Source organism: Cellulomonas sp. Root485, assembly GCF_001426705.1.
GTDB lineage: Bacteria > Actinomycetota > Actinomycetes > Actinomycetales > Cellulomonadaceae > Cellulomonas.
On sequence record NZ_LMFC01000002.1, the window covers coordinates 467213 to 486800 of the forward strand.

At 71.9% G+C, this 19588-nt stretch carries 17 protein-coding genes and 1 tRNA gene; 12 read left to right on the forward strand and 6 right to left on the reverse strand.

Annotated elements, in window-relative coordinates; translation table 11 throughout:
- Window positions 1-29: 29 nt before the first annotated feature.
- A complete protein-coding gene (gene topA / locus ASD16_RS10815) occupies window positions 30-2759 on the forward strand; it encodes a type I DNA topoisomerase (protein WP_055916684.1) in 2730 nt (909 codons plus the stop codon).
- 22 nt (window positions 2760-2781) lie between these two features.
- Here the strand turns inward: topA and ASD16_RS10820 are convergent, their stop codons facing one another.
- Complete coding sequence (locus ASD16_RS10820) at window positions 2782-3246, reverse strand: hemerythrin domain-containing protein (RefSeq protein ID WP_082570772.1); 465 nt, start codon at window positions 3244-3246, stop codon at window positions 2782-2784.
- 64 nt (window positions 3247-3310) lie between these two features.
- On the opposite strand from ASD16_RS10820, the gene ASD16_RS10825 reads away from it, so the two are divergent.
- The 7 genes from ASD16_RS10825 to ASD16_RS10855 all read left to right on the forward strand — a co-directional run bounded on the left by ASD16_RS10825 (window position 3311) and on the right by ASD16_RS10855 (window position 9253).
- Complete coding sequence (locus ASD16_RS10825; protein ID WP_055916688.1) at window positions 3311-4318, forward strand: Gfo/Idh/MocA family protein; 1008 nt, start codon at window positions 3311-3313, stop codon at window positions 4316-4318.
- A gap of 29 nt (window positions 4319-4347) precedes the next feature.
- Window positions 4348-4974, forward strand: coding sequence for a dTMP kinase (tmk, locus tag ASD16_RS10830; protein ID WP_055916690.1), 627 nt, complete (start codon window positions 4348-4350; stop codon window positions 4972-4974).
- A complete protein-coding gene (locus ASD16_RS10835) occupies window positions 4971-6110 on the forward strand; it encodes a DNA polymerase III subunit delta' (RefSeq protein ID WP_055916692.1) in 1140 nt (379 codons plus the stop codon). The genes tmk and ASD16_RS10835 overlap by 4 nt, the downstream gene beginning before the upstream one ends.
- 87 nt (window positions 6111-6197) lie before the next feature.
- On the forward strand, window positions 6198-7766 hold the full coding sequence (locus tag ASD16_RS10840) for an alpha/beta hydrolase (protein ID WP_055918270.1): 1569 nt from the start codon (window positions 6198-6200) through the stop codon (window positions 7764-7766).
- Window positions 7767-7809: 43 nt separating this feature from the next.
- Window positions 7810-8262: a hypothetical protein gene (locus ASD16_RS10845; protein ID WP_055916693.1), complete on the forward strand. Its 453-nt coding sequence runs from the start codon at window positions 7810-7812 to the stop codon at window positions 8260-8262.
- Between the two features lie 33 nt (window positions 8263-8295).
- Window positions 8296-8368 (forward strand) — tRNA-Thr (locus ASD16_RS10850).
- Between the two features lie 132 nt (window positions 8369-8500).
- Window positions 8501-9253 carry an SDR family NAD(P)-dependent oxidoreductase gene (locus tag ASD16_RS10855; RefSeq protein ID WP_055916695.1) on the forward strand — a complete coding sequence of 251 codons (753 nt, stop codon included), beginning with the start codon at window positions 8501-8503 and terminating at the stop codon, window positions 9251-9253.
- 100 nt (window positions 9254-9353) lie between these two features.
- Here ASD16_RS10855 and ASD16_RS10860 read toward each other — a convergent pair whose 3' ends face one another.
- Window positions 9354-9602, reverse strand: coding sequence for an SCO4226 family nickel-binding protein (locus tag ASD16_RS10860; protein WP_055916698.1), 249 nt, complete (start codon window positions 9600-9602; stop codon window positions 9354-9356).
- Between the two features lie 153 nt (window positions 9603-9755).
- Between ASD16_RS10860 and ASD16_RS10865 the strand changes: the two genes are divergently transcribed.
- From ASD16_RS10865 to ASD16_RS10875, 3 genes are all read left to right on the forward strand, one after another.
- Window positions 9756-10118 carry a PadR family transcriptional regulator gene (locus tag ASD16_RS10865; protein WP_055916700.1) on the forward strand — a complete coding sequence of 121 codons (363 nt, stop codon included), beginning with the start codon at window positions 9756-9758 and terminating at the stop codon, window positions 10116-10118.
- A complete protein-coding gene (locus ASD16_RS10870) occupies window positions 10118-11470 on the forward strand; it encodes a permease prefix domain 1-containing protein (protein WP_157453892.1) in 1353 nt (450 codons plus the stop codon). The genes ASD16_RS10865 and ASD16_RS10870 overlap by 1 nt, the downstream gene beginning before the upstream one ends.
- Window positions 11471-11547: 77 nt before the next feature.
- Window positions 11548-12186, forward strand: coding sequence for a hypothetical protein (locus tag ASD16_RS10875; RefSeq protein WP_055916702.1), 639 nt, complete (start codon window positions 11548-11550; stop codon window positions 12184-12186).
- Between the two features lie 3 nt (window positions 12187-12189).
- On the opposite strand, the gene ASD16_RS10880 is transcribed toward ASD16_RS10875, so the two are convergent.
- Window positions 12190-12723 (reverse strand): hypothetical protein, encoded by a 534-nt coding sequence (locus tag ASD16_RS10880; protein WP_055916703.1) that lies wholly within the window; start codon window positions 12721-12723, stop codon window positions 12190-12192.
- A 170-nt stretch (window positions 12724-12893) separates the two neighbouring features.
- On the opposite strand from ASD16_RS10880, the gene ASD16_RS10885 reads away from it, so the two are divergent.
- Entirely contained in the window at window positions 12894-16319 is a 3426-nt protein-coding gene (locus tag ASD16_RS10885) for a hypothetical protein (RefSeq protein WP_055916706.1), read from the forward strand.
- 32 nt (window positions 16320-16351) lie between these two features.
- On the opposite strand, the gene ASD16_RS10890 is transcribed toward ASD16_RS10885, so the two are convergent.
- The 3 genes from ASD16_RS10890 to ASD16_RS10900 form a co-directional block, all read right to left on the reverse strand.
- Complete coding sequence (locus ASD16_RS10890) at window positions 16352-17272, reverse strand: hypothetical protein (protein WP_055916707.1); 921 nt, start codon at window positions 17270-17272, stop codon at window positions 16352-16354.
- A gap of 29 nt (window positions 17273-17301) precedes the next feature.
- The gene (locus ASD16_RS10895) at window positions 17302-18222 is read right to left on the reverse strand and encodes a hypothetical protein (RefSeq protein ID WP_055916708.1); all 921 of its coding nucleotides are present in this window, start codon (window positions 18220-18222) and stop codon (window positions 17302-17304) included.
- 121 nt (window positions 18223-18343) lie between these two features.
- On the reverse strand, window positions 18344-19522 hold the full coding sequence (locus tag ASD16_RS10900; RefSeq protein ID WP_055916709.1) for an RtcB family protein: 1179 nt from the start codon (window positions 19520-19522) through the stop codon (window positions 18344-18346).
- Window positions 19523-19588: the final 66 nt, after the last annotated feature.

Sequence of the window (19588 nt, forward strand, 5' to 3'; positions counted from 1 at the left end):
CCCGTCGAAGTCTGAGAAGGGCCTGACCGATGTCTGCAGGGCGCAAGCTCGTGATCGTGGAGTCGCCTGCCAAGGCGCGCACGATCGCCGGGTACCTCGGCGAGGGGTACGACGTCGAGGCGAGCGTCGGGCACATCCGTGACCTCCCGCAGCCGTCGGAGCTGCCCGCGGACATGAAGAAGGGCCCGTTCGGCAAGTTCGCCGTGGACGTCGACAACGGCTTCGCTCCGTACTACGTGGTCGACGCGGACAAGAAGAAGAAGGTCAGCGAGCTCAAGAAGCTCCTCAAGGACTCCGACGAGCTCTTCCTGGCCACCGATGAGGACCGCGAGGGCGAGGCCATCGCCTGGCACCTGCTCCAGGAGCTCAAGCCCAAGGTCCCCGTCAAGCGCATGGTGTTCCACGAGATCACCCCGGAGGCCATCCAGCGCGCCCTGGCCAACACCCGTGAGCTGGACGACCGGCTGGTCGACGCCCAGGAGACGCGGCGCATCCTCGACCGGCTCTACGGGTACGAGGTCAGCCCGGTGCTGTGGCGCAAGGTCCGCCAGGGCCTGTCCGCGGGCCGCGTGCAGTCCGTCGCGACGCGGCTGGTGGTCGAGCGTGAGCGCGAGCGCATGGCGTTCGTCGCCGCCGACTACTGGGACGTGACCGGGACGTTCGCGGTTCTCGACGACGCCGAGCCGTCCTTCTCTGCCCGCCTGACGTCGGTCGACGGCCGCCGGGTCGCCAGCGGCCGCGACTTCCTCGACACCGGGCAGCTGCGCGCCGCCGACGTCGCCCACCTCGACGAGGCGCGGGCCACCGCCCTGGTCGCCGGGCTGGCCGACTCCGCGTTCTCCGTCGCGTCGCTCGAGACCAAGCCGTACACGCGCCGCCCTGCGGCACCGTTCACCACCTCGACCCTCCAGCAGGAGGCGTCGCGCAAGCTCCGGATGGCGTCCCGGCAGACCATGCGCACGGCGCAGGGGCTGTACGAGAACGGCTACATCACCTACATGCGTACGGACTCCTCGTCGCTGAGCTCGCAGGCGATCGACGCCGCGCGCCGGCAGGCCTCGGAGCTGTACGGCGCCGAGTACATCCCCGACGCGCCCCGGGTGTACGCCAGCAAGGCGAAGGGCGCCCAGGAGGCCCACGAGGCCATCCGCCCCGCCGGTGACCACTTCCGGACCCCCGCGCAGGTGGCCAAGGAGCTGTCGGGTGACCAGTTCCGGCTCTACGAGCTGATCTGGAAGCGCACGGTCGCCTCCCAGATGGCCGACGCCCGCGGGCAGACCGCCTCCGTCCGCCTCGGTGCCACGGCTGCCGACGGCACCGACGTCCTGTTCTCCGCCTCCGGCACGGTCATCACGTTCCGCGGGTTCCTCGCCGCGTACGAGGAGGGTCGCGACGTGTCGCGCTACGCCGAGGAGAGCGAGGACGCCGCGGCCCCGGCCGAGAAGGACGACGCGCGACTGCCCAAGATGGCCGAGGGCGACGAGATGTCCGCGTCCGACCTCACCGCCGACGGCCACCGCACCTCCCCGCCGCCCCGCTACACCGAGGCCTCGCTGGTCAAGGCGCTGGAGGAGCGCGGGATCGGCCGGCCGTCGACGTACGCCGCCACGATCTCCGTGATCCAGGACCGCGGGTACGTGACCGGCCGCGGGCAGGCGCTGGTGCCGTCGTGGCTCGCGTTCGCCGTGACGCGGCTGCTCGAGGAGAACTTCGACTGGCTGGTCGACTACGACTTCACCGCCGAGATGGAGGAGGACCTCGACGCGATCGCGGCGGGGGACAAGGACCGGGTGGCGTGGCTGTCCCGGTTCTACTTCGGCGACGGCACGGGCAACGAGGAGGGCGAGGGTCTGCGTGACCTCGTCGCGAACCTCGGTGACATCGACGCCCGCGAGGTCAACTCGATCCCGATCGGCGAGGGCATCGTCCTGCGCGTCGGCCGGTACGGCCCGTACCTGGAGGACTCGAACGCCGAGCCCGCCGAGGACGGCACCACGCGCCGCACGTCCGTGCCCGAGGAGCTGGCCCCCGACGAGCTCACCGTCGCCAAGGCCCGCGAGCTGCTGGAGACGCAGCCCGAGGGCGACCAGGTGCTCGGCACCGACCCCGTGGCCGGCACCCCGATCGTCGCGCGCAACGGCCGCTACGGCCCGTACGTCACGGAGATCCTGCCGGACCCGGAGATCGACACGTCCCTGTCGGCCGCCGCCCAGAAGCGCGCGCTGGCCGCCGCCCCGAAGCCGCGGACTGCGTCGCTGTTCAAGTCGATGTCGCTCCAGTCGGTCACCCTCGACGACGCCCTCCTGCTGCTGTCGCTGCCGCGCGTGGTCGGCGTCGACCCCGAGTCCGGCACCGAGATCACCGCGCAGAACGGCCGCTACGGCCCGTACCTGAAGAAGGGCACGGACTCGCGCACGCTCGCGTCGGAGGAGGCGCTCTTCACGACGACCCTCGACGAGGCCCTGGCCATCTACGCCCAGCCCAAGCGTGGGCGAGGCGCCACGTCCGCACCCCCGCTGCGCGAGCTGGGCGACGACCCGACGTCGGAGAAGCCGATCACGGTGAAGGAGGGCCGCTTCGGCGCCTACGTCACCGACGGCGTCACCAACCGGACCCTGCCGCGCGACCTCACGCCCGAGTCGATCACGCGCGAGCAGGCGATCGAGCTGCTCGCGGAGAAGCGCGCATCGGCCCCCGCGAAGAAGAAGGCCCCCGCCCGACGCGCGCCGGCGAAGGCCAAGGCTGCCGCCAAGAAGTAGGGGCGGTACCCCCTGCACGGCGTCAGACGTCGCGGCCGAACAGCCGCTCCGCGTCGACGTCGGGGTCGGTCAGACCGTCCAACGCCGTGACGACCGCGCGCTCCTCCCAGCGGAAGTGCGACTCGAGGATCGCGGCCAGCCCGTCGATCTCGCTGCGTGCCCGCGCGAGGTCGGTGCTGCTGGTCAGCACCTCATCGATGCTCTGCAGGATCCCCGCGACCACGTGGTGGTCCCGGGTGAGCCCGTCGAGCGTGTCCCGCAGCTCCGGGTACTGCTCCGCCAGCGCCGGGAACGCCGTCCGGTCCTCGCTCGTGTGATGCCGACCGACCGCGCCGCAGAACGCGAGGCAGTGCGTCCGCAGGTCGGGGGTCAGCGCGGACGTCTCGTCGAGGCCGTCGAGCAGCCGGTCCAGCTCGTCCCGCAACCGGTCGTGCACCTCCACCAGCTCCTGCCCCCAGGCGGCAAGACGGTCGGGGACGGAAGGCACCCCGACATCTCACTACGCCCGGCCGGGATCGGCCAGCCCCACCGCGCGCGCTAGGTTGTCGCTCATGGCTGATCGCGCTGAAGACCCTCGCTCCGCACCGCCGATCCGCTGGGGCATCCTCGGCGCCGGCAACATCGCCGCGACGTTCGCGGCGGCCGTGAACGCGCACACCCGCGCGCAGCTGGTCGCCGTCGGCTCGCGCAACCGCGACCGCGCGCAGCGGTTCGCCACGGCGCACCACATCCCGACCACGCACGTGGGCTACCGCGAGCTGGTCGAGGACCCGCAGGTGGACGCCGTCTACATCGCGACGCCGCACTCCGAGCACAAGGAGCAGGCGCTGCTGGCCATCCGCGCCGGCAAGCACGTGCTCGTCGAGAAGGCGTTCACGCGCAACGCGGGCGAGGCCGAGGAGGTCTTCGCCGCCGCGCGCACCGCCGGGGTGTTCGTCATGGAGGCGATGTGGACGCGGTTCCTGCCGCACGTCTACGCGCTGCACCAGGTGATCGACGCCGGGGAGATCGGGGAGATCATCAACCTCTCCGCCGACCACGGCCAGGCGTTCACGTACGACCCGAAGAGCCGGCTGTTCGACCCGGCGCTGGCCGGCGGCGCCCTGCTGGACCTGGGCGTGTACCCCGTCTCGTTCGCCCACGACTTCCTCGGCGTCCCCGATGCCGTGCAGGCGGTCGGGCAGCTGACCACGACGGGCGTCGACGGTCAGATCTCGATGGTCCTGTCCTACGGGGACCGGGCGCAGGCCACCCTGTCGACGACGATGTGGGCCAAGACCCCGACGATGGCGCTCATCTCGGGCACCGAGGGCAACATCGTGGTCAAGGGCAGCTTCTACGCACCGACCTCGTTCCACGTGCAGCGGCTTGACGGCCGGGTCTGGGAGTTCAACCAGCCGGGTACCAAGGGCCTGCAGTACGAGGCCGCGGAGGTCGCCCGCCGGGTGGCGGAGGGCGCCACGCAGAGCCCGCGGATGACGTGGGACAACACCCTCGAGGTGCTGCGCACGATGGACACCATCCGGTCGCTGGTCGGCGTCACGTACCCCGGGGAGTGACGTCGGACCCGACGGTTACCCTTGCGCACGTGACGACGCTCCCTGGCCTGTTCCTCTCGTTCGAGGGTGGTGACGGCGCCGGCAAGTCGACGCAGGCGCGTCTGCTGGGCGAGTGGCTGACCGGGCTCGGCCGGGAGGTCGTGCTGACGCGCGAGCCCGGCGGGACCGAGCTCGGGGTACTCCTGCGCGACGCGGTCCTGCACGGCGACCACGTCGACGCCCGCACCGAGGCGCTGCTCTACGCCACCGACCGCGCGCACCACGTGGCCTCGCTGGTCCGCCCGGCGCTGGCCCGCGGCGCGGTGGTGGTGACCGACCGGTACCTCGACTCGTCGGTGGCCTACCAGGGCAGCGGCCGGGACCTGGGGGCCGACGAGGTCGAGCGCCTCTCGCTGTGGGCGGTCGACGGACTGCTCCCGGCGCTGACCGTGCTGCTCGACCTCGACCCGGTCGCGGGCAAGGCGCGCCTGACGGGGGACCCGGACCGGCTGGAGCGGGCCGGCGACGAGTTCCACCGCCGCACCCGCGAGGCGTTCCTCGGCCGCGCCGAGGCCGAGCCGGGTCGCTGGCTCGTGCTCGACGCGACGCGGCCCGTCGACGAGCTCGCGGCGCAGATCCGGTCCCGGGTCGCGGCCCTGCTCGGGGTGGCGGCGTGACCAGCGTCTGGGACGACGTCGTCGGCCAGGAGCCTGCGGTCGAGGTGCTGCGGCACGCGATCGAGGACCCGGCGGCGATGACCCACGCGTGGCTGCTCACCGGCCCGCCCGGCTCGGGCCGGTCCAACGCCGCCCGCGCGTTCGCCGCGGCGCTGCAGTGCGCGACCGGCGGCTGCGGGACGTGCCACGACTGCACCACCACCCTGCGCGGCCTGCACCCGGACGTCACGGTCGTCGCCACCGAGGGTGTCTTCATCCGCGCCGAGACGGCCCGCCCGCTGGTGGAGCTCGCGCAGCGGGCGCCGTCGCAGGGGCGGTTCCGGGTCATCATCATCGAGGACGCCGACCGGCTGAACGACACCAGCGGCAACTCGCTCCTCAAGGCCATCGAGGAGCCGGCCGGTCGCACGGTCTGGGTGCTCTGCGCGCCGAGCCCGCAGGACGTCCTGGTCACCATCCGCTCTCGCAGCCGCTCCGTGGCGCTGCGCGTGCCGCCGGTCGACGCGGTCGCCGCGCTGCTGGTGTCGCGGGACGGCATCGACCCGACGGTGGCGGCCGTCGCGGCGCGCGCGGCGCAGAGCCACGTCGGGATCGCCCGTCGGCTCGCCCGGGACCCCGAGGCTCGCGCGCGACGGTCCGCGGTGCTGGGCATCGCGGCGAAGATCCGCGGGGTGGGCGACGCCGTGCTGGCCGCCGGGGAGCTCGTCGAGACCGCGCAGGCCGATGCCAAGGCCGCGACCGAGCAGCGGGACGCCGAGGAGAAGGCGGAGCTGCTCCGGTCCATGGGCGCCGAGGGGGCAGCGACCCTGCCGCCGACCCTGCGCACCCAGGTCCGGCAGCTCGAGGAGGACCAGAAGCGCCGGGCAACGCGGGCGCAGCGCGACGTCCTCGACCGCGCGATGGTCGACCTCCTGTCGCTCTACCGCGACGTGCTCGTCGTACAGCTGGGCGCCGGCGTCGAGCTGGTCAACGTCGAGCACGAGGAGTCGGTGCGGACCCTCGCCGGGTCGAGCACCGCCGAGCAGACCCTGCGCCGGATGGACGCGGTGGGCCAGGCCCGCACGCGGCTGGCGGGGAACGTCGCCCCGCTGCTGGCCGTCGAGGCGATGGCGGTGGCCTTGCGCCCGCAGGGCTGACCGACCGCCTGTGCAGATCGGGTGACGGTCCCGCGCATCCGGCGGACGACGCTCCGGACGCTCAGCATCGACGGCTACCGTGTGCGCATGCCGCTCTCCGCACGCCTCGTCGCGCCCACGAGCGTCGGACGCCACCCGCGGCACCGCGCCGCCGTCGCCGTGGTCGCTGCCGCGCTCGCTGTGGTCGTGCTGCTCGCGGGGTGCGTGTCTCCCAAGAACCAGGCGTCGGGCCAGATCGTCGAGTCGCCGACCGCGGAGGCGACGGGAGAGCTCGCGCGGTACTACGGGCAGCAGCTGGAGTGGACCGCGTGCGAGCAGGGTGAGTGCGCGACCGCGCAGGTGCCGCTGGACTACGCGGACCCCGCCGGACCGTCGATCGGCATCGCGCTCGCGCGCGCCAGGGCCACCGGCGGCGAACCGGTCGCCTCCCTGCTGCTGAACCGGGGCGGCCCCGGAGCGTCCGGTGTCGACTTCGTCAGCCAGGTCGCGGGGATGGTCAGCGCCGACATCACCCGGCAGTTCGACCTCGTCGGGTTCGACCCGCGCGGCGTGCAGCGCTCCAGCCCCGTCACGTGCGTCGACGCTGCCGGGCTGGACGAGATCATCGCCTACGACGCCGACTACTCGACCGACGCGGGCATCCAGGACGTCATCGACATGTACGGCGAGCTCGGTGCCGCGTGCGAGCAGAACACGGGCGCGGCGCTCGGCCACGTCGACACCGTGTCCGCGGCCCGCGACCTCGACATCCTGCGCGCGGCGCTCGGCGACGCGACGCTCACCTACCTGGGCTTCTCCTACGGCACCCTCCTCGGCGCCACCTACGCCGCGCTGTTCCCGGAGAAGGTCGGCCGGCTGGTCCTCGACGGCGCGAAGCCGCCCACGCTGACCTACCTCGAGGTGTCCGAGGGGCAGGCGGTCGGCTTCGAGAACGCGCTGCGCGCCTACATCACCGACTGCCAGGCCGGCCCCCGCTGCCCGCTGGACGGGTCGCTGGAGGACGGGCTCGCGCAGATCAGCGAGCTCTTCGAGCGCGCGAACGCCAACCCGCTCCCGACGGGTACCGACCGCGCCCTGACCCGGTCGCTCGCGTTCTCCGGGATCGCGCTCCCGCTCTACGCGCAGTCGTACTGGCCGCTGCTGACGCAGGCCCTGACCGCCGCCCTCGACAACAACGACGGCTCGATGCTGCTGCAGCTGGCCGACCAGTACTACGACCGGCAGCCGGACGGCACGTTCAGCACCAACTCGACCGTCGCGTTCAACGCGATCAACTGCCTCGACAACCCCGGCTCCGCCGACTTCGCGACGATGCGCGCCGAGGCTGCCCAGATCGAGGAGGCCGCTCCGACGGTCGGCTACTTCTTCGGCTTCGGCGGCACCGTGTGCGCCCAGTGGCCCGTCCCCGCGGTCGGCACCCTCGACTCCTACACCGCCGAGGGCGCCGCACCGATCCTCGTCGTCGGCACCACGGGCGACCCCGCGACACCCTACGAGTGGGCCGTGAAGCTGGCGGACCTCCTGTCGTCCGCCACCCTCCTGACCTACGAGGGCGAGGGCCACACCGCGTACGGCTCCTCGAACGACTGCATCGCCGACACCGTCGACGCCTACCTGCTCACGGGGGCCGTCCCCGCCGACGGGACCCGCTGCTGACGTTCCGGTTGCCGCGCCGTCGCCGACGGGTGACCGTGTCGGGATGAGCTCCCTGGTCGTCCGTTCGCTCCTGCTCGGCTGGGCCGCAGGCGCCCGCTCGTCGCTCGGACCGGCGGGTCCGACGATCACGGGCTCGGGCGGCCTGCTGGCACGCGCCACTGCGGCGGTCGGTGTCGTCGGCGAGATCATCGCCGACAAGCTCCCCATCGCACCGAGCCGCCTGGAGCACGGCGGAGCCCTCGTCCGCGCGACGTCGGGCGCGATCGGCGCCTCGATGCTCGCCGCACGCGAGCGCGTGAACCCCGTGGCGCCCGCGCTCGCGGGCGCGATCGGCGGGCTCGCCGGCGCGTACGGGGGAGCGGCCTGGCGGTCCTGGGCCGTCGGCCACCTCCCCGACTGGCAGGCGGCGATCGCCGAGGACGTCGTGGCACTCAGCGCCGCCACTCTCGCCTGCAGCGCTCGCTTTGGAGCGCCGGGGGTCGGCCAGGTACAGTAAGCGGGCTCGCCGGGGTCCACGGGTCCCGACGACGCCGCCTTAGCTCAGTCGGCAGAGCGTCTCACTCGTAATGAGAAGGTCAAGAGTTCGATTCTCTTAGGCGGCTCCGACCCGAAGGCCCCCCACCGGCAGGAATGCTGGTGCGGGGCCTTCGTCGTGGGCTGCGTGTCGACGAGGGTGCTGAACCGGGGACGATGGACCGGGTCCGGTAGGACGCATCGGGGCTAGCCTCGTCTGTATGGCTACCTATGACGTGGCCGATCGAGCCGCGATCGTCACGGGCGGCGGATCAGGCATCGGGAGGGCGACGGCCGAGCTCCTGGCGGCCAACGGGGCGCGGGTGCTCGTCGCGGACGTGTCGGACAGTGCGACGGTCGTCGCGGAGGCGATCACCGCCGGCGGCGGTGTGGCATCGGCATTCATCGGAGACGTCACCGATCCGGACGGATGCCGGGCCATGGTCGCAGCGGCCGGTGAGCTCGGGGCGGTTCGCATCGCCGTGAACAACGCGGGCATCGGCGGCGAGATCGCGCTCACCGCCGACTACGGCCTGGAGAGCTGGCGCCGGGTCATCGAGGTGAACCTCAACAGCGTCTTCTACTGCATGCAGGCCGAGCTGCCGGCGATGGTCGCGGCCGGCGGTGGGTCGATCGTCAACATGGCGTCGATCCTCGGGATGGTCGGCTTCGGCATGTCCTCCGCCTACGTCACGGCCAAGCACGGCCTGCTCGGGCTGACGAAGAACGGTGCGTTGGAGTACGCGGCGCAGGGTGTCAGGGTGAACGCCGTCGGGCCCGGGTTCATCGTGACGCCGCTCCTGGATGCGAATCTCGACCAGCCGACACTGGAGTTCCTCGCCGGCAAGCACGCCCTCGGGCGTCTGGGCCGGCCGGAGGAGGTCGCCGCTCTCGTGGCGTTCCTGGCCAGCGATGCGGCGTCGTTCATCACCGGGAGCTACCACCTGGTGGATGGCGGCTACACCGCCTCGTAGTCTTCTGCCGCACGAGCGTCGAACGTCCGGCTCGTACAGGTGCGCGAGCCATGGACGTCGACACGGGGCCGCGGAATGCGGACGGCCTGGGCCGTCTGCGCTAGGCCTCGACCGGGACCGGGTAGATCTCGACGGCCGGGTGACCGGTCCGCTCGTGGATGCGCAGGACCGCGTCGGCGCTGGGAGCCTCCGAGACGCACCAGACCATCCCCGACTCCGGGTCTCCCCACGCACTCTGGAAGTCGACCCCCTCCTCGCCCTGGATGTCGAGGTCAGCCTGGTGCGCGGCCTTGAGCGCCTCGGGTGTGATCCCGATCATCCCGTGGTGAACGTCCATGAACTTCGGCATGGCTCCGACCTCCTCGGCGGATCACCGATGCACGATGTGCACCGGTTCGTCCTAGTTCTACTCCGAGTCGAGAGCGGTGGATAGAGGGCTTGCCCTATACCTAGATCCGCTAGGGTTGGATACCTAGCACATCAAGGTAGAGGAGCAGTCGGCGTGCGCATCGACAAGGACCTGGTCGCCGCCTCGGCGACACCGCTCGTGCTCGGGATCCTCGCGGACGGTGACCTCTACGGGTACGCGATCCTCAAACGCGTCGGTGAGCTCTCCGGCGGGCGCATGCAGTGGACGGACGGCATGCTCTACCCCCTCCTGCACCGGCTCGAACGGCTCGGCCACGTCTCGGCGTCCTGGGGGACGTCCGAGTCGGGCCGGCGCCGCAAGCACTACGCGATCACCCCGACCGGCCGGGCGGCGCTCGCCGAACGGCAGGCGCAGTGGAACGTCGTCGCGGACGCTCTCCGGCAGGTCTGGGAGGCGGCGCCGCGGCCCGCCACCGTCGTGGAGGTGTGGGCGTGATGACGCACGACGACGAGCTCGAGGCGCAGATCGACCGGTGGCGCGGCTACGTGCACCGACGGCAGGTCATCTCGTCGGCGGACGTCGACGAGCTCGAGGACCACCTGCGCGGCCAGGTGAGAGACCTGCGCGCGACCGGTCTCGACGACGACGAGGCATTCCTCGTCGCCATCAAGCGCCTCGGCAACCTGGACGCCGTCTCCCGCGAGTACGCCCGTGAGCACTCGGACCGGCTGTGGAAGCAGCTCGCCCTCGTCCCGGACGACTCCCGCGGATCGCCGGCGCCCCGGTGGCGGGAGCTCGCGGTCGTGCTCGGGCTCGCGGTCGGTGCGGGCGTCGCGGTGCGGGCCGGGATCGCGTGGTTCGGCGACGACGAGGTCGCGCTCGCGCGCAACGTGGCCCTGCTCGTGGTGCCGTTCCTCGCCGCGTACCTCGGGTGGAAGCGCCGGGTCGGCGTGCGGACCGTGGCGGCGATCGCCGTGCCGTTCGTCGTGCTCGCCGTCGTGCTCAACGTGTACCCGTTCGTCCCCGAGGGGTCGACGGAGGTGCTCGCGATCATCCACGCACCCGTCGTCCTGTGGCTGCTGGTCGGGCTCGCGTACGTCGCCGAGTCGTGGCGCTCCGACGGCCGGCGCATGGACTTCGTACGGTTCACGGGCGAGCTCGCGATCTACTACACGCTGCTCGCGCTGGGTGGCGGGGTCCTCCTCGGCCTCACCGCCGGGGTGCTCCAGCTCGTGGGCGTCGACCCCGAGCCGGTGATCACCCAGTGGGTGATGCCGTTCGCCGTCCCGGGCGCCCTCATCGTCGCCGCCTGGCTCGTCGAGGCCAAGCAGGACGTCGTCGAGAACATCGCGCCGGTGCTGACCCGGATCTTCACGCCGCTGACCATCGCCATGCTCGTCGCCGTCCTCGTCGCGCTGGTCGCCTCCGGGGGCCTCGTCGAGGTGGACCGCGAGCTGCTCATCCTCATGGACGCGATCCTCGTGCTGGTCCTGGCGCTGCTCCTCTACTCGATCTCGGCCCGCGACCCGCTCGCGCCGCCCGCGCTCGCCGACTGGCTCCAGCTCGTCATGGTGGGGGCTGCCCTCGCGGTCGACGCCGTGATGCTGACCGCGATGCTCACGCGGATCGCGGAGTTCGGCACGAGCCCCAACAAGATCGCCGCGCTCGGCCTCAACCTGCTGCTGCTCGTGCACCTCGGGGTCTCGGCGTGGCGCAGCGCCCGGTTCCTGCGCGGCCCGGGAACGTTCGCGGAGCTCGAGCGCTGGCAGACGCGGTACCTGCCGGTCTACGCCGCCTGGGCCGCGATCATCGTGATCGCGTTCCCGCCGTTGTTCGACTTCGCCTGACGGCTCGACGACGCGGGCACGAAACTGCTCCTCCGTGTCGCGCACCGATCACGGGTGACAAGTCCTACATTGCAGACATGGCAGACATCCTGTTGGGCATCCTCGCGATCCTCGCCGGGGGCGCGATGCTCTTCGCGGGGCAGTTCGTGCTCCGGCTCGTCCTCCCCATCTGGGGTTTCTTCGCCGGGTTCGCCTTCGGGGCCGGGCTGTTCGCCGAGCTCGCGAACGAGAGCTTCCTCGGCACGGCGCTCGGCTGGGTGTCGGGGTTCGTCTTCGCCCTGATCTTCGCGGTGCTCGCCTACCTCTACTACGCGGTGGCCGTGATCCTCGCGATGGCGGCGTTCGGCTACGTGATCGGCGCGGGCCTGATCGTCGCCCTGGGGATCGACTGGAGCTGGGTCGCGGTTCTCGTGGGCGTGGTCGTCGGCGCGATCTTCGGCATCGTGTCGGTCGTCGGGAACATGCCGATGATCGTGCTCGCCGTGGCCAGCTCCATCGCCGGTGCGGTGAGCGTGGTCGCCGGCCTGATGCTGCTCGTCGGCTCCCTGAACTCCGCCGACTTCGCGGAGGGCGGCTTCAGCGGCGCGGTCGACGTGGCCTGGGGCTGGTACCTGCTGGCGCTCGTGCTGGCGCTGATCGGCTTCATCGTCCAGACCCGAGCGCGGGTCGCGGTGCGCCGCAGCATCAACGAGGCCTGGCTCGCCGAGGCCCGCTGACGGTCAGGGCGTGGATCGGACCTCCCACGCCGCACGGCGGAGGTACCCCCACGACGAGATCGCGAGCACGACCGCCGACGCGACGACGGCCGTGGCCACCGGACCCAGCCAGGGCACGGGGATGAGGAAGAACACGTCGGTGTCCGTCAGGCTCGTCGGCCACCCGGTCAGCACCCGCAGGAAGAGGTAGTACGTCAGGTCCCAGACGGTGAACGCGACGAAGAACGCGGCCACCCCGTGCCAGAACCGGCGCCCGGCCAGCACCGCGACCGCGGCGAGCATGAGGATGGTCGCGGCTTCCCGCACCGTCTCGGCGCGGGCCAGGTCCGGCTCGATGAGCAGCGTCCTGACGGGCTCGACGAACCGGATGATCCCCAGGTCGAGGTAGACGCCTCGCACGGGAGCGTCGTAGACGAGCTGCGAGCCCAGCGCCAGGCGCAGGTAGTGGACCACCGCCGCCTCGACGTACCCGAAGCCGATGCCGAACGCGACCAGTGCGCCGTAGCGCAGCCAGCGACCCTGCGAGATGCTCCCCATCCGCGCATCGTGCCCCGCCTGGACCGTCCGGGTGAACCGTACGCTGGCAGTGCTCGGTCTTTGCGTTCATCGGTGACACGTGTCACTGTATGGGAGCGCACCCACGCCGCATCGACGCGGCGGTGATGCCCCCGGACCACTCGACAGCGCACGAACGAAGGACATCGGCAATGGCGTCGCAGACTTTCACGGCCGCACCCACGGACGGGCTGGCCCGGCTGCCCGACGCCCGCGAGGCCGGGCTCGTCGACCTCGACGGACGACGCTTCTACCGCATCACGTCCTACGACGACCTGCCGCCGTTCTTCATGACGCTCGTCGGCGCGAGCGACCTGTGGCTGTTCATCTCCAGCACCGGCGGCGTCACGGCCGGGCGCGAGGAGGCCGACCGCGCGCTGTTCCCGTACGCCACCGAGGACAAGGTCGCCGCGGGTGCCGGCCGCACCGGCGGCCTGACCCTCCTGCGTGTGGGCACCGTGTTCTGGCAGCCTCTCGCGCCCCGCAGGCCGGGCGACCCGCACGTCGAGCGCAACCTCTACAAGGACCCGATCGGCACGACGCTCGTGTTCGAGGAGACGCGGGCGGACCTGGGTCTGCGCGTGCGCGTGTCGTGGCGCACCGCCGCCCGGTTCGGCGTCGTGCGCGAGGTCGAGCTCGCCTCGACGACCGACCGGCAGGTCCGGGCGGAGGTCCTCGACGGGTTCGTCGACCTTCTGCCCGCGGGCGTCACGGTGCAGACGCAGGGCGAGCTGAGCAGCCTGCTCGACGCGTACAAGCGTGCGGAGGTCGATGCAGCGACCGGTCTCGGGCTCGTCTACCTGAACTCGACACTCACGGACAAGGCCGACCCGAGCGAGTCGCTCTCGACGACCGTCGCGTGGCAGGTCGGTCTCGACGACGCCGACCACCTGCTGTCCACGCGCCAGGTCGGCGCGTTCTCGACGGGTCGCCCCGTCGCAGCGGAGCGGGAGGTCCGCGGCGAGAAGGGCGCCTACCTGGTCCGCGCCCACCTCACGCTCGCGCCCGGCGAGCAGCGCCGCTGGAGCGTCGTCGCCGACGTCGACCAGAGCGCCGCCGACGTCGTGCGGCTCCAGACCTTGCTCGCCGACCCGGTCGCGGCCGCCGCTGCGCTCGCCGCGGACGTCGAGGGCACGCGCGCGCACCTCGACCGGCTCGTCGGGACCGCCGACGCCGCGCAGGTCACGGGCGACGAGCTGGCGACCGCGCACCACCGCGCGAACGTGCTGTTCAACGTCATGCGCGGCGGGGTCCTCGTCGACGGCTACACCGTCCGCACGGCCGACCTGCGAGCGTTCGTCGGCCAGCGCAGCCCGCGGACCGCGGCCCGGACCGGTGCGTGGTTCGACGCGCTCGCGGCGACCGAGCAGCTGGACGACCTCGTCGCGCGGGCCGACGCGTCCGGCGACCCGGACCTGCTGCGGCTCGTGCGCGAGTACCTGCCGCTGACGTTCAGCCGCCGGCACGGCGACCCGAGCCGCCCGTGGAACAGGTTCCGGATCGCCCTGACCGGCGAGGACGGCGAGACGCTCGTCGACTTCCAGGGCAACTGGCGGGACATCTTCCAGAACTGGGAGGCGCTGGCCTGGTCGTTCCCGGAGTACGCCGAGTCGATGGTCGCGGTCTTCCTGGACGCGACGACGGCCGACGGGTACAACCCGTACCGCATCTCGCGCTCCGGCATCGACTGGGAGGTGCCCGAGCCGTCGAACCCGTGGGCGAACATCGGCTACTGGAGCGACCACCAGGTGATCTACCTGGTCAAGCTCCTGGAGGCGTCGCGCCGGTTCCACCCCGGCCGGCTGGAGTCGCTCGTCGACCGGCCCGTCTTCACGCACGCCGACGTGCCGTACCGCATCGCGACGTACGCCGAGACGGTCGTCGAGCCGATCGCGACGATCACGTTCGACACCCAGGCGGCGTCGCGTGTCGATCGGCGCATCGCGACCGAGGGTGCCGACGGGCGGCTCGTGCACGGGTCCGACGGTGACCTCGTGCGCGTGTCACTCGGTGAGAAGCTCCTGCTGACCATCCTCGCGAAGGTCGTCAACCTGGTGCCCGACGGCGGCATCTGGATGAACACCCAGCGCCCCGAGTGGAACGACGCGAACAACGCGCTCGTCGGCAAGGGCCTGTCGGTGGTCACCCTCGCGTACCTGCGCCGCGCCCTGACGGTGGCCCGGGACCTGCTGGCCGACGAGCTCACGGTGACCAGCGAGCTCGCGGGCCTGCTGACGGACGTGCACGCCGCGCTCGACGCACACCTCGCGCAGGCGGGCACCGGGTTCGACGACCGGGGACGGCGGGCCGTCATGGACGACCTCGGGGCCGCCGGCACCGCGTACCGGACGCGCGTGTACGCCGGGTTCAACGGCGAGCGCACGACGGTGACCGCGGTGCAGGAGTTCCTCTCGGTCGCGCAGGTCTACGTCGACACCGCGCTGCGGGCCAACCGTCGCGAGGACGGCCTCTACCACTCGTACAACCTGCTCGACCTGCGCGACGGGGCGGTCGTCGGCCGTCTGCAGGAGATGCTCGAGGGTCAGGTCGCCGTGCTGTCGTCCGGCCTGCTGACCCCCGCGGAGGCGCTGGACCTCGTCCGGGCGCTGCGTCGCAGCGCGCTGTACCGGGCGGACCAGCACTCCTACCAGCTCTATCCCGATCGCGAGCTGCCGACGTTCCTGGAGCGCAACCACGTCACCGCGGAGCAGGCCGCGTCCGCGCCGCTGCTGGCGTCGCTCGTCGCGGCCGGCGACACGTCGGTCGTGCTGCGCGACGTGCGCGGCGAGCACCGGTTCGCGCCCGGCCTGCACAACGCACGGGACCTCGACGCGGCGCTCGACGCGGCGGACGTCCCGGGGGTCGCCGACGGTCGCGACGCGGTGCTCGACGTGTTCGAGCAGGTGTTCCGGCACGCCGAGTTCACCGGTCGGTCGGGGTCGTTCTTCGCGTACGAGGGACTGGGCAGCATCTACTGGCACATGGTGGCCAAGCTGCTGCTCGCCGTGCAGGAGAACCACGAGCGCGCGGTCGCCGAGGGGTCGGACGCGGACGTCGTCACGGGCCTGGCCGAAGCCTACGAGGACATCCGGCTCGGGCTCGGCTACTGCAAGACCCCCGACGTGTACGGCGCGTTCCCCGTCGACCCGTACTCGCACACGCCCGCCGGCAAGGGAGCCCGGCAGCCCGGCATGACCGGCCAGGTCAAGGAGGAGATCCTGACCCGGCTCGGCGAGCTCGGGCTGCGGGTCGAGGGCGGGCGCGTCGTCGTGCGGCCCGGGCTGCTGCGCGCCGGCGAGTGGACCACGACCCCGACGACGTTCACCTACCACGACGTGACCCAGCAGGAGCACCGCGTCGCGCTCCCCGCGGGCTCGCTCGCGTTCACGTTCTGCCAGGTGCCGGTCGTCTACCGGCGTGCCGACGGGCCGGGTGCGACGCCGACCGTCGTCGCGCACCTCTCCGACGGCTCCAGCGTGTGCGGAGTCGACGGCACGCTCGACGCCGACGTGAGCGCGCGGCTGTTCCGGCGGACGGGCGACGTCGTCCGCGTGGACGTCGAGGTGCCTGCCCGCTGACGGGACGCAGTCGTCCACGGGTGCGGGATCGGTCAGGCGGGTACGCACACCGCCATCTGGGCCAGCGGGACCCCGATCCGCTGCTCGCCGAGCGCCGCGTCCATCTCCCCGGTGAACGTCAGGCCGTCGTAGGCGACGACGTTGTCGGTGGCGTCGTAGCAGTACTCGTCTCCCGGGATGCTCGCGTACTGCTGGGGCGTCGGGAACGCCTGGGCGACCCACTCGTCCCACGTGACCGGGCGTCCGTCGAGGTACGCGATCGTCGGGTCCCAGGTCAGCTTGGCGAAGCCGGTGGTCGACGACATCGGGGACGGGTAGCCGTAGGACGCCCACTGCGGGTAGCTCAGCTTGGTGGTGGACCCGTTGAGCTTCATGAAGATCTCCGCCGAGGTGGACCACTGGTAGAAGATCGTGTCGGGGTGCACCTGGTACGCGGGGGCGGCGGGCGAGCCCGACGCACGCCACTCGTCGAAGGTCAGGCGGTGCGGACCGGCCGCGTTGTACGCGTAGATGTCGGGCGAGTTCAGGAACGCGCGGTAGTACGTGCCGGCGGGCGTCCAGGTGACCGTCGGGTTCGGGTAGCCGACCCGGCTCCACTCGTCCCACGTGAGCGCGTGGGTCTCGGACACCGTGGGCCAGCCCGGGATCCGAGGTGCGGCGATGATGGTCGGCGACCAGGGGGCCCGGTCGTAGCGGACGCTCGGCACCAGCCGCGGGGTCGGGTAACCCTGCGACGCCCACTCGTCGAAGGTCGCGAGGTTGAGCATGTAGCCGCCGTAGCCACTCGGCCTCGACCAGTACAGGTCGGGTCCGTACGGGACCGAGAAGAAGCCGTAGTGCGGGTGGTCGTCCGGGTTCGGGACGTACGGCGCGGCGGTGGCCGGCGACACCCCGAGGGCGAGCGCCAGCCCCAGGGCCAGGGTCGCGAGACGGCCGGTCCGGCGTCGGGACATCGAGGTTCCTTCGTTCTGCTGGTGAGGGATCAGCCGGCTGCGCAGACCGGGATCGACTCGAGCGGGACGCCCAGGCGCTGGACGGCGACCGCCGGGTCCAGGTCGGTGTCGACGGTGAGGCCGAGGTAGCTCACGACGTTCAGCGCGGCGTCGTAGCAGTACGTGTCGCCGGGCAGCACCGGGACCTGCACCGGCGTCGGGAAGGCCTCCGCCACCCAGTCGTCCCACGTGAGGACGGAGCCGCCGTCATCCTCGATGTAGGCGATCGACGGGTCCCAGGTCAGCTTGTAGAAGCCACCGGCCTGCCGGACCGGGGTGGGGTAGCCGTACGACGCCCACTGCGGGTAGCTCAGCTTCTGGACGGCCCCGTCGAGCTCCATGAAGATCTCGGCCGACGTGGGCCACTGGTAGAAGGTGGTGCCCGGCGCGGTGCCGAACACCATCGGCGAGGGCGTCCCCGAGGCGACCCACTCCGGGTACGTCAGCGCGTGCTCCTCCATCGTGGCCCTGAGCACCGCGTAGATCACCGGCGAGTTGACGTACTTGCGGAAGATCGTGCCGACCGGCCGCCACGTAACCTCCGGTGACGGGTAGCCGACGGCACCCCAGCCCTCGTAGGTCAGCGCCACGGTCTCCGTCGAGAAGCGCCAGCCCGGGAACTGCGGGACACCGATGATCGTGCTCGACCAGGGGGCGCGCTGGTACAGCGACGGCACCGGGCGCGGTGTCGGGTACCCCTGCGAACCCCACTCCGCGAACGTCGCCGGCCCGAGACTCGTCCCGCCGGCGACCTTGCGCACCCACCACAGCGTCGACGAGTACGGCACCGAGTAGAAGCCGAGCTCGGGCTGGGAGATCCCGGGCGGTTCGGCCGCCGCAGGGGGTGCGCCGAGCAGTGCTGCGAGGCCGATGCACGCGGCCGTGGCGAGGGCAGTCAGGCGTCGGTGCACGGGGAGCCTCCTGGGACGGTGGCTGCACAGTAGTGGGACATAGCGGGCGCCCGTGGGCGGTTCTCGCGGCGTCACCCGAACGGCGGAGCGGGGCGGAGATCCTCCGATCTCCGCCCCGCCGTCAGTCGCCCTTCACGTTGACGATCTGGTGCAGGACGTGGCGGACCTCGACCAGGTCGGCGGCGTCGGCCATGACCTGGTCGATGTCCTTGTACGCCGCCGGGATCTCGTCGATGAACGCGTCCGTGTCCCGGTACTCGATGCCCGTCATGGCCTCGCGCAGCTGCTCGTGCGTGAACAGCCGACGCGCGGCGGATCGCGAGTGGTTGCGGCCGGCACCGTGCGGCGACGAGTTCAGCGACAGCGCGTCGCCCTTGCCCGTCACCACGTACGACGCCGTCCCCATCGACCCCGGGATCAGCCCGGCGTCACCGACACCGGCCTTGATCGCGCCCTTGCGGGACACCCACACCGTCTTGCCGAAGTGCTTCTCCTGCTCCGTGAAGTTGTGGTGGCAGTTGACGCGCTCGGCCTCGACGACCGGCTCACCCATGTGCTCGGAGATGGCGTCGACGACGCGGTCCATCATCTCCTCGCGGTTGAGCAGGGCGTAGTCCTGCGCCCACCGCAGCTCGCGGATGTACGCCCAGAACTCGTCCGTGTCCTCGACCAGGTACGCGAGGTCGCGGTCGGGCAGCGAGATCCACCACTTCGCGCACAGGTCGGCCGCGACCTTGATGTGCCGCTGCGCGATCCGGTTGCCGACGCCGCGGCTCCCCGAGTGCAGGAACAGCCACACCGTGTCGGCCTCGTCGACCGTGACCTCGATGAAGTGGTTCCCGGACCCGAGCGAGCCCAGCTGCAGACGCCAGCGTCCGGCGTCGGCACCCGGGTCGAACCCGGCGGCCGCCGCGGCGGTCTCCAGCGTCTCGACGCGAGCAGCAGCCGTCGCCGTGAGGCGCTGGTTCACCCCGCCCGCCGACAGCGGCACCGCCTTCTCGATGGCCTGCCGCAGCGTCGCCAGCGACCCCCGCCCGCGGACCTCGTCCGACGTCCACTGCGTGCGGACGGCGATCATGCCGCAGCCGATGTCCACGCCGACGGCGGCGGGGATGATCGCGCCCAGCGTCGGGATGACGCTGCCGACCGTCGCGCCCTTGCCCAGGTGGGCGTCGGGCATGAGGGCCAGGTGCGGGTAGATGAAGGGGAGGGTGGAGGTCGCGACTGCCTGGGCCCGGGTGTTCTCCTCGAGGATCGATGCCCAGCTGATCAGCCGCGGGCTGAGGTGCTCGCGTGTCATGAGGCGGGAGCCTGGCACGAGTTCGTGGGCCACGTCGCCGTGAATCTCCGGACGCGCACCACCCTG

What these genes read in the sequence shown, in the direction of transcription:
- ASD16_RS10875 (WP_055916702.1), top strand. Translation starts at nt 11,548, where the DNA reads ATGGCAGACATCCTGTTGGGCATCCTCGCGATCCTCGCCGGGGGCGCG.
- ASD16_RS10880 (WP_055916703.1), bottom strand. Translation starts at nt 12,723, where the DNA reads ATGGGGAGCATCTCGCAGGGTCGCTGGCTGCGCTACGGCGCACTGGTC.
- ASD16_RS10885 (WP_055916706.1), top strand. Translation starts at nt 12,894, where the DNA reads ATGGCGTCGCAGACTTTCACGGCCGCACCCACGGACGGGCTGGCCCGG.
- ASD16_RS10855 (WP_055916695.1), top strand. Translation starts at nt 8,501, where the DNA reads ATGGCTACCTATGACGTGGCCGATCGAGCCGCGATCGTCACGGGCGGC.
- ASD16_RS10845 (WP_055916693.1), top strand. Translation starts at nt 7,810, where the DNA reads ATGAGCTCCCTGGTCGTCCGTTCGCTCCTGCTCGGCTGGGCCGCAGGC.
- ASD16_RS10900 (WP_055916709.1), bottom strand. Translation starts at nt 19,522, where the DNA reads ATGACACGCGAGCACCTCAGCCCGCGGCTGATCAGCTGGGCATCGATC.
- ASD16_RS10860 (WP_055916698.1), bottom strand. Translation starts at nt 9,602, where the DNA reads ATGCCGAAGTTCATGGACGTTCACCACGGGATGATCGGGATCACACCC.
- topA (WP_055916684.1), top strand. Translation starts at nt 30, where the DNA reads ATGTCTGCAGGGCGCAAGCTCGTGATCGTGGAGTCGCCTGCCAAGGCG.
- ASD16_RS10890 (WP_055916707.1), bottom strand. Translation starts at nt 17,272, where the DNA reads ATGTCCCGACGCCGGACCGGCCGTCTCGCGACCCTGGCCCTGGGGCTG.
- ASD16_RS10870 (WP_157453892.1), top strand. Translation starts at nt 10,118, where the DNA reads ATGACGCACGACGACGAGCTCGAGGCGCAGATCGACCGGTGGCGCGGC.
- ASD16_RS10825 (WP_055916688.1), top strand. Translation starts at nt 3,311, where the DNA reads ATGGCTGATCGCGCTGAAGACCCTCGCTCCGCACCGCCGATCCGCTGG.
- ASD16_RS10840 (WP_055918270.1), top strand. Translation starts at nt 6,198, where the DNA reads ATGCCGCTCTCCGCACGCCTCGTCGCGCCCACGAGCGTCGGACGCCAC.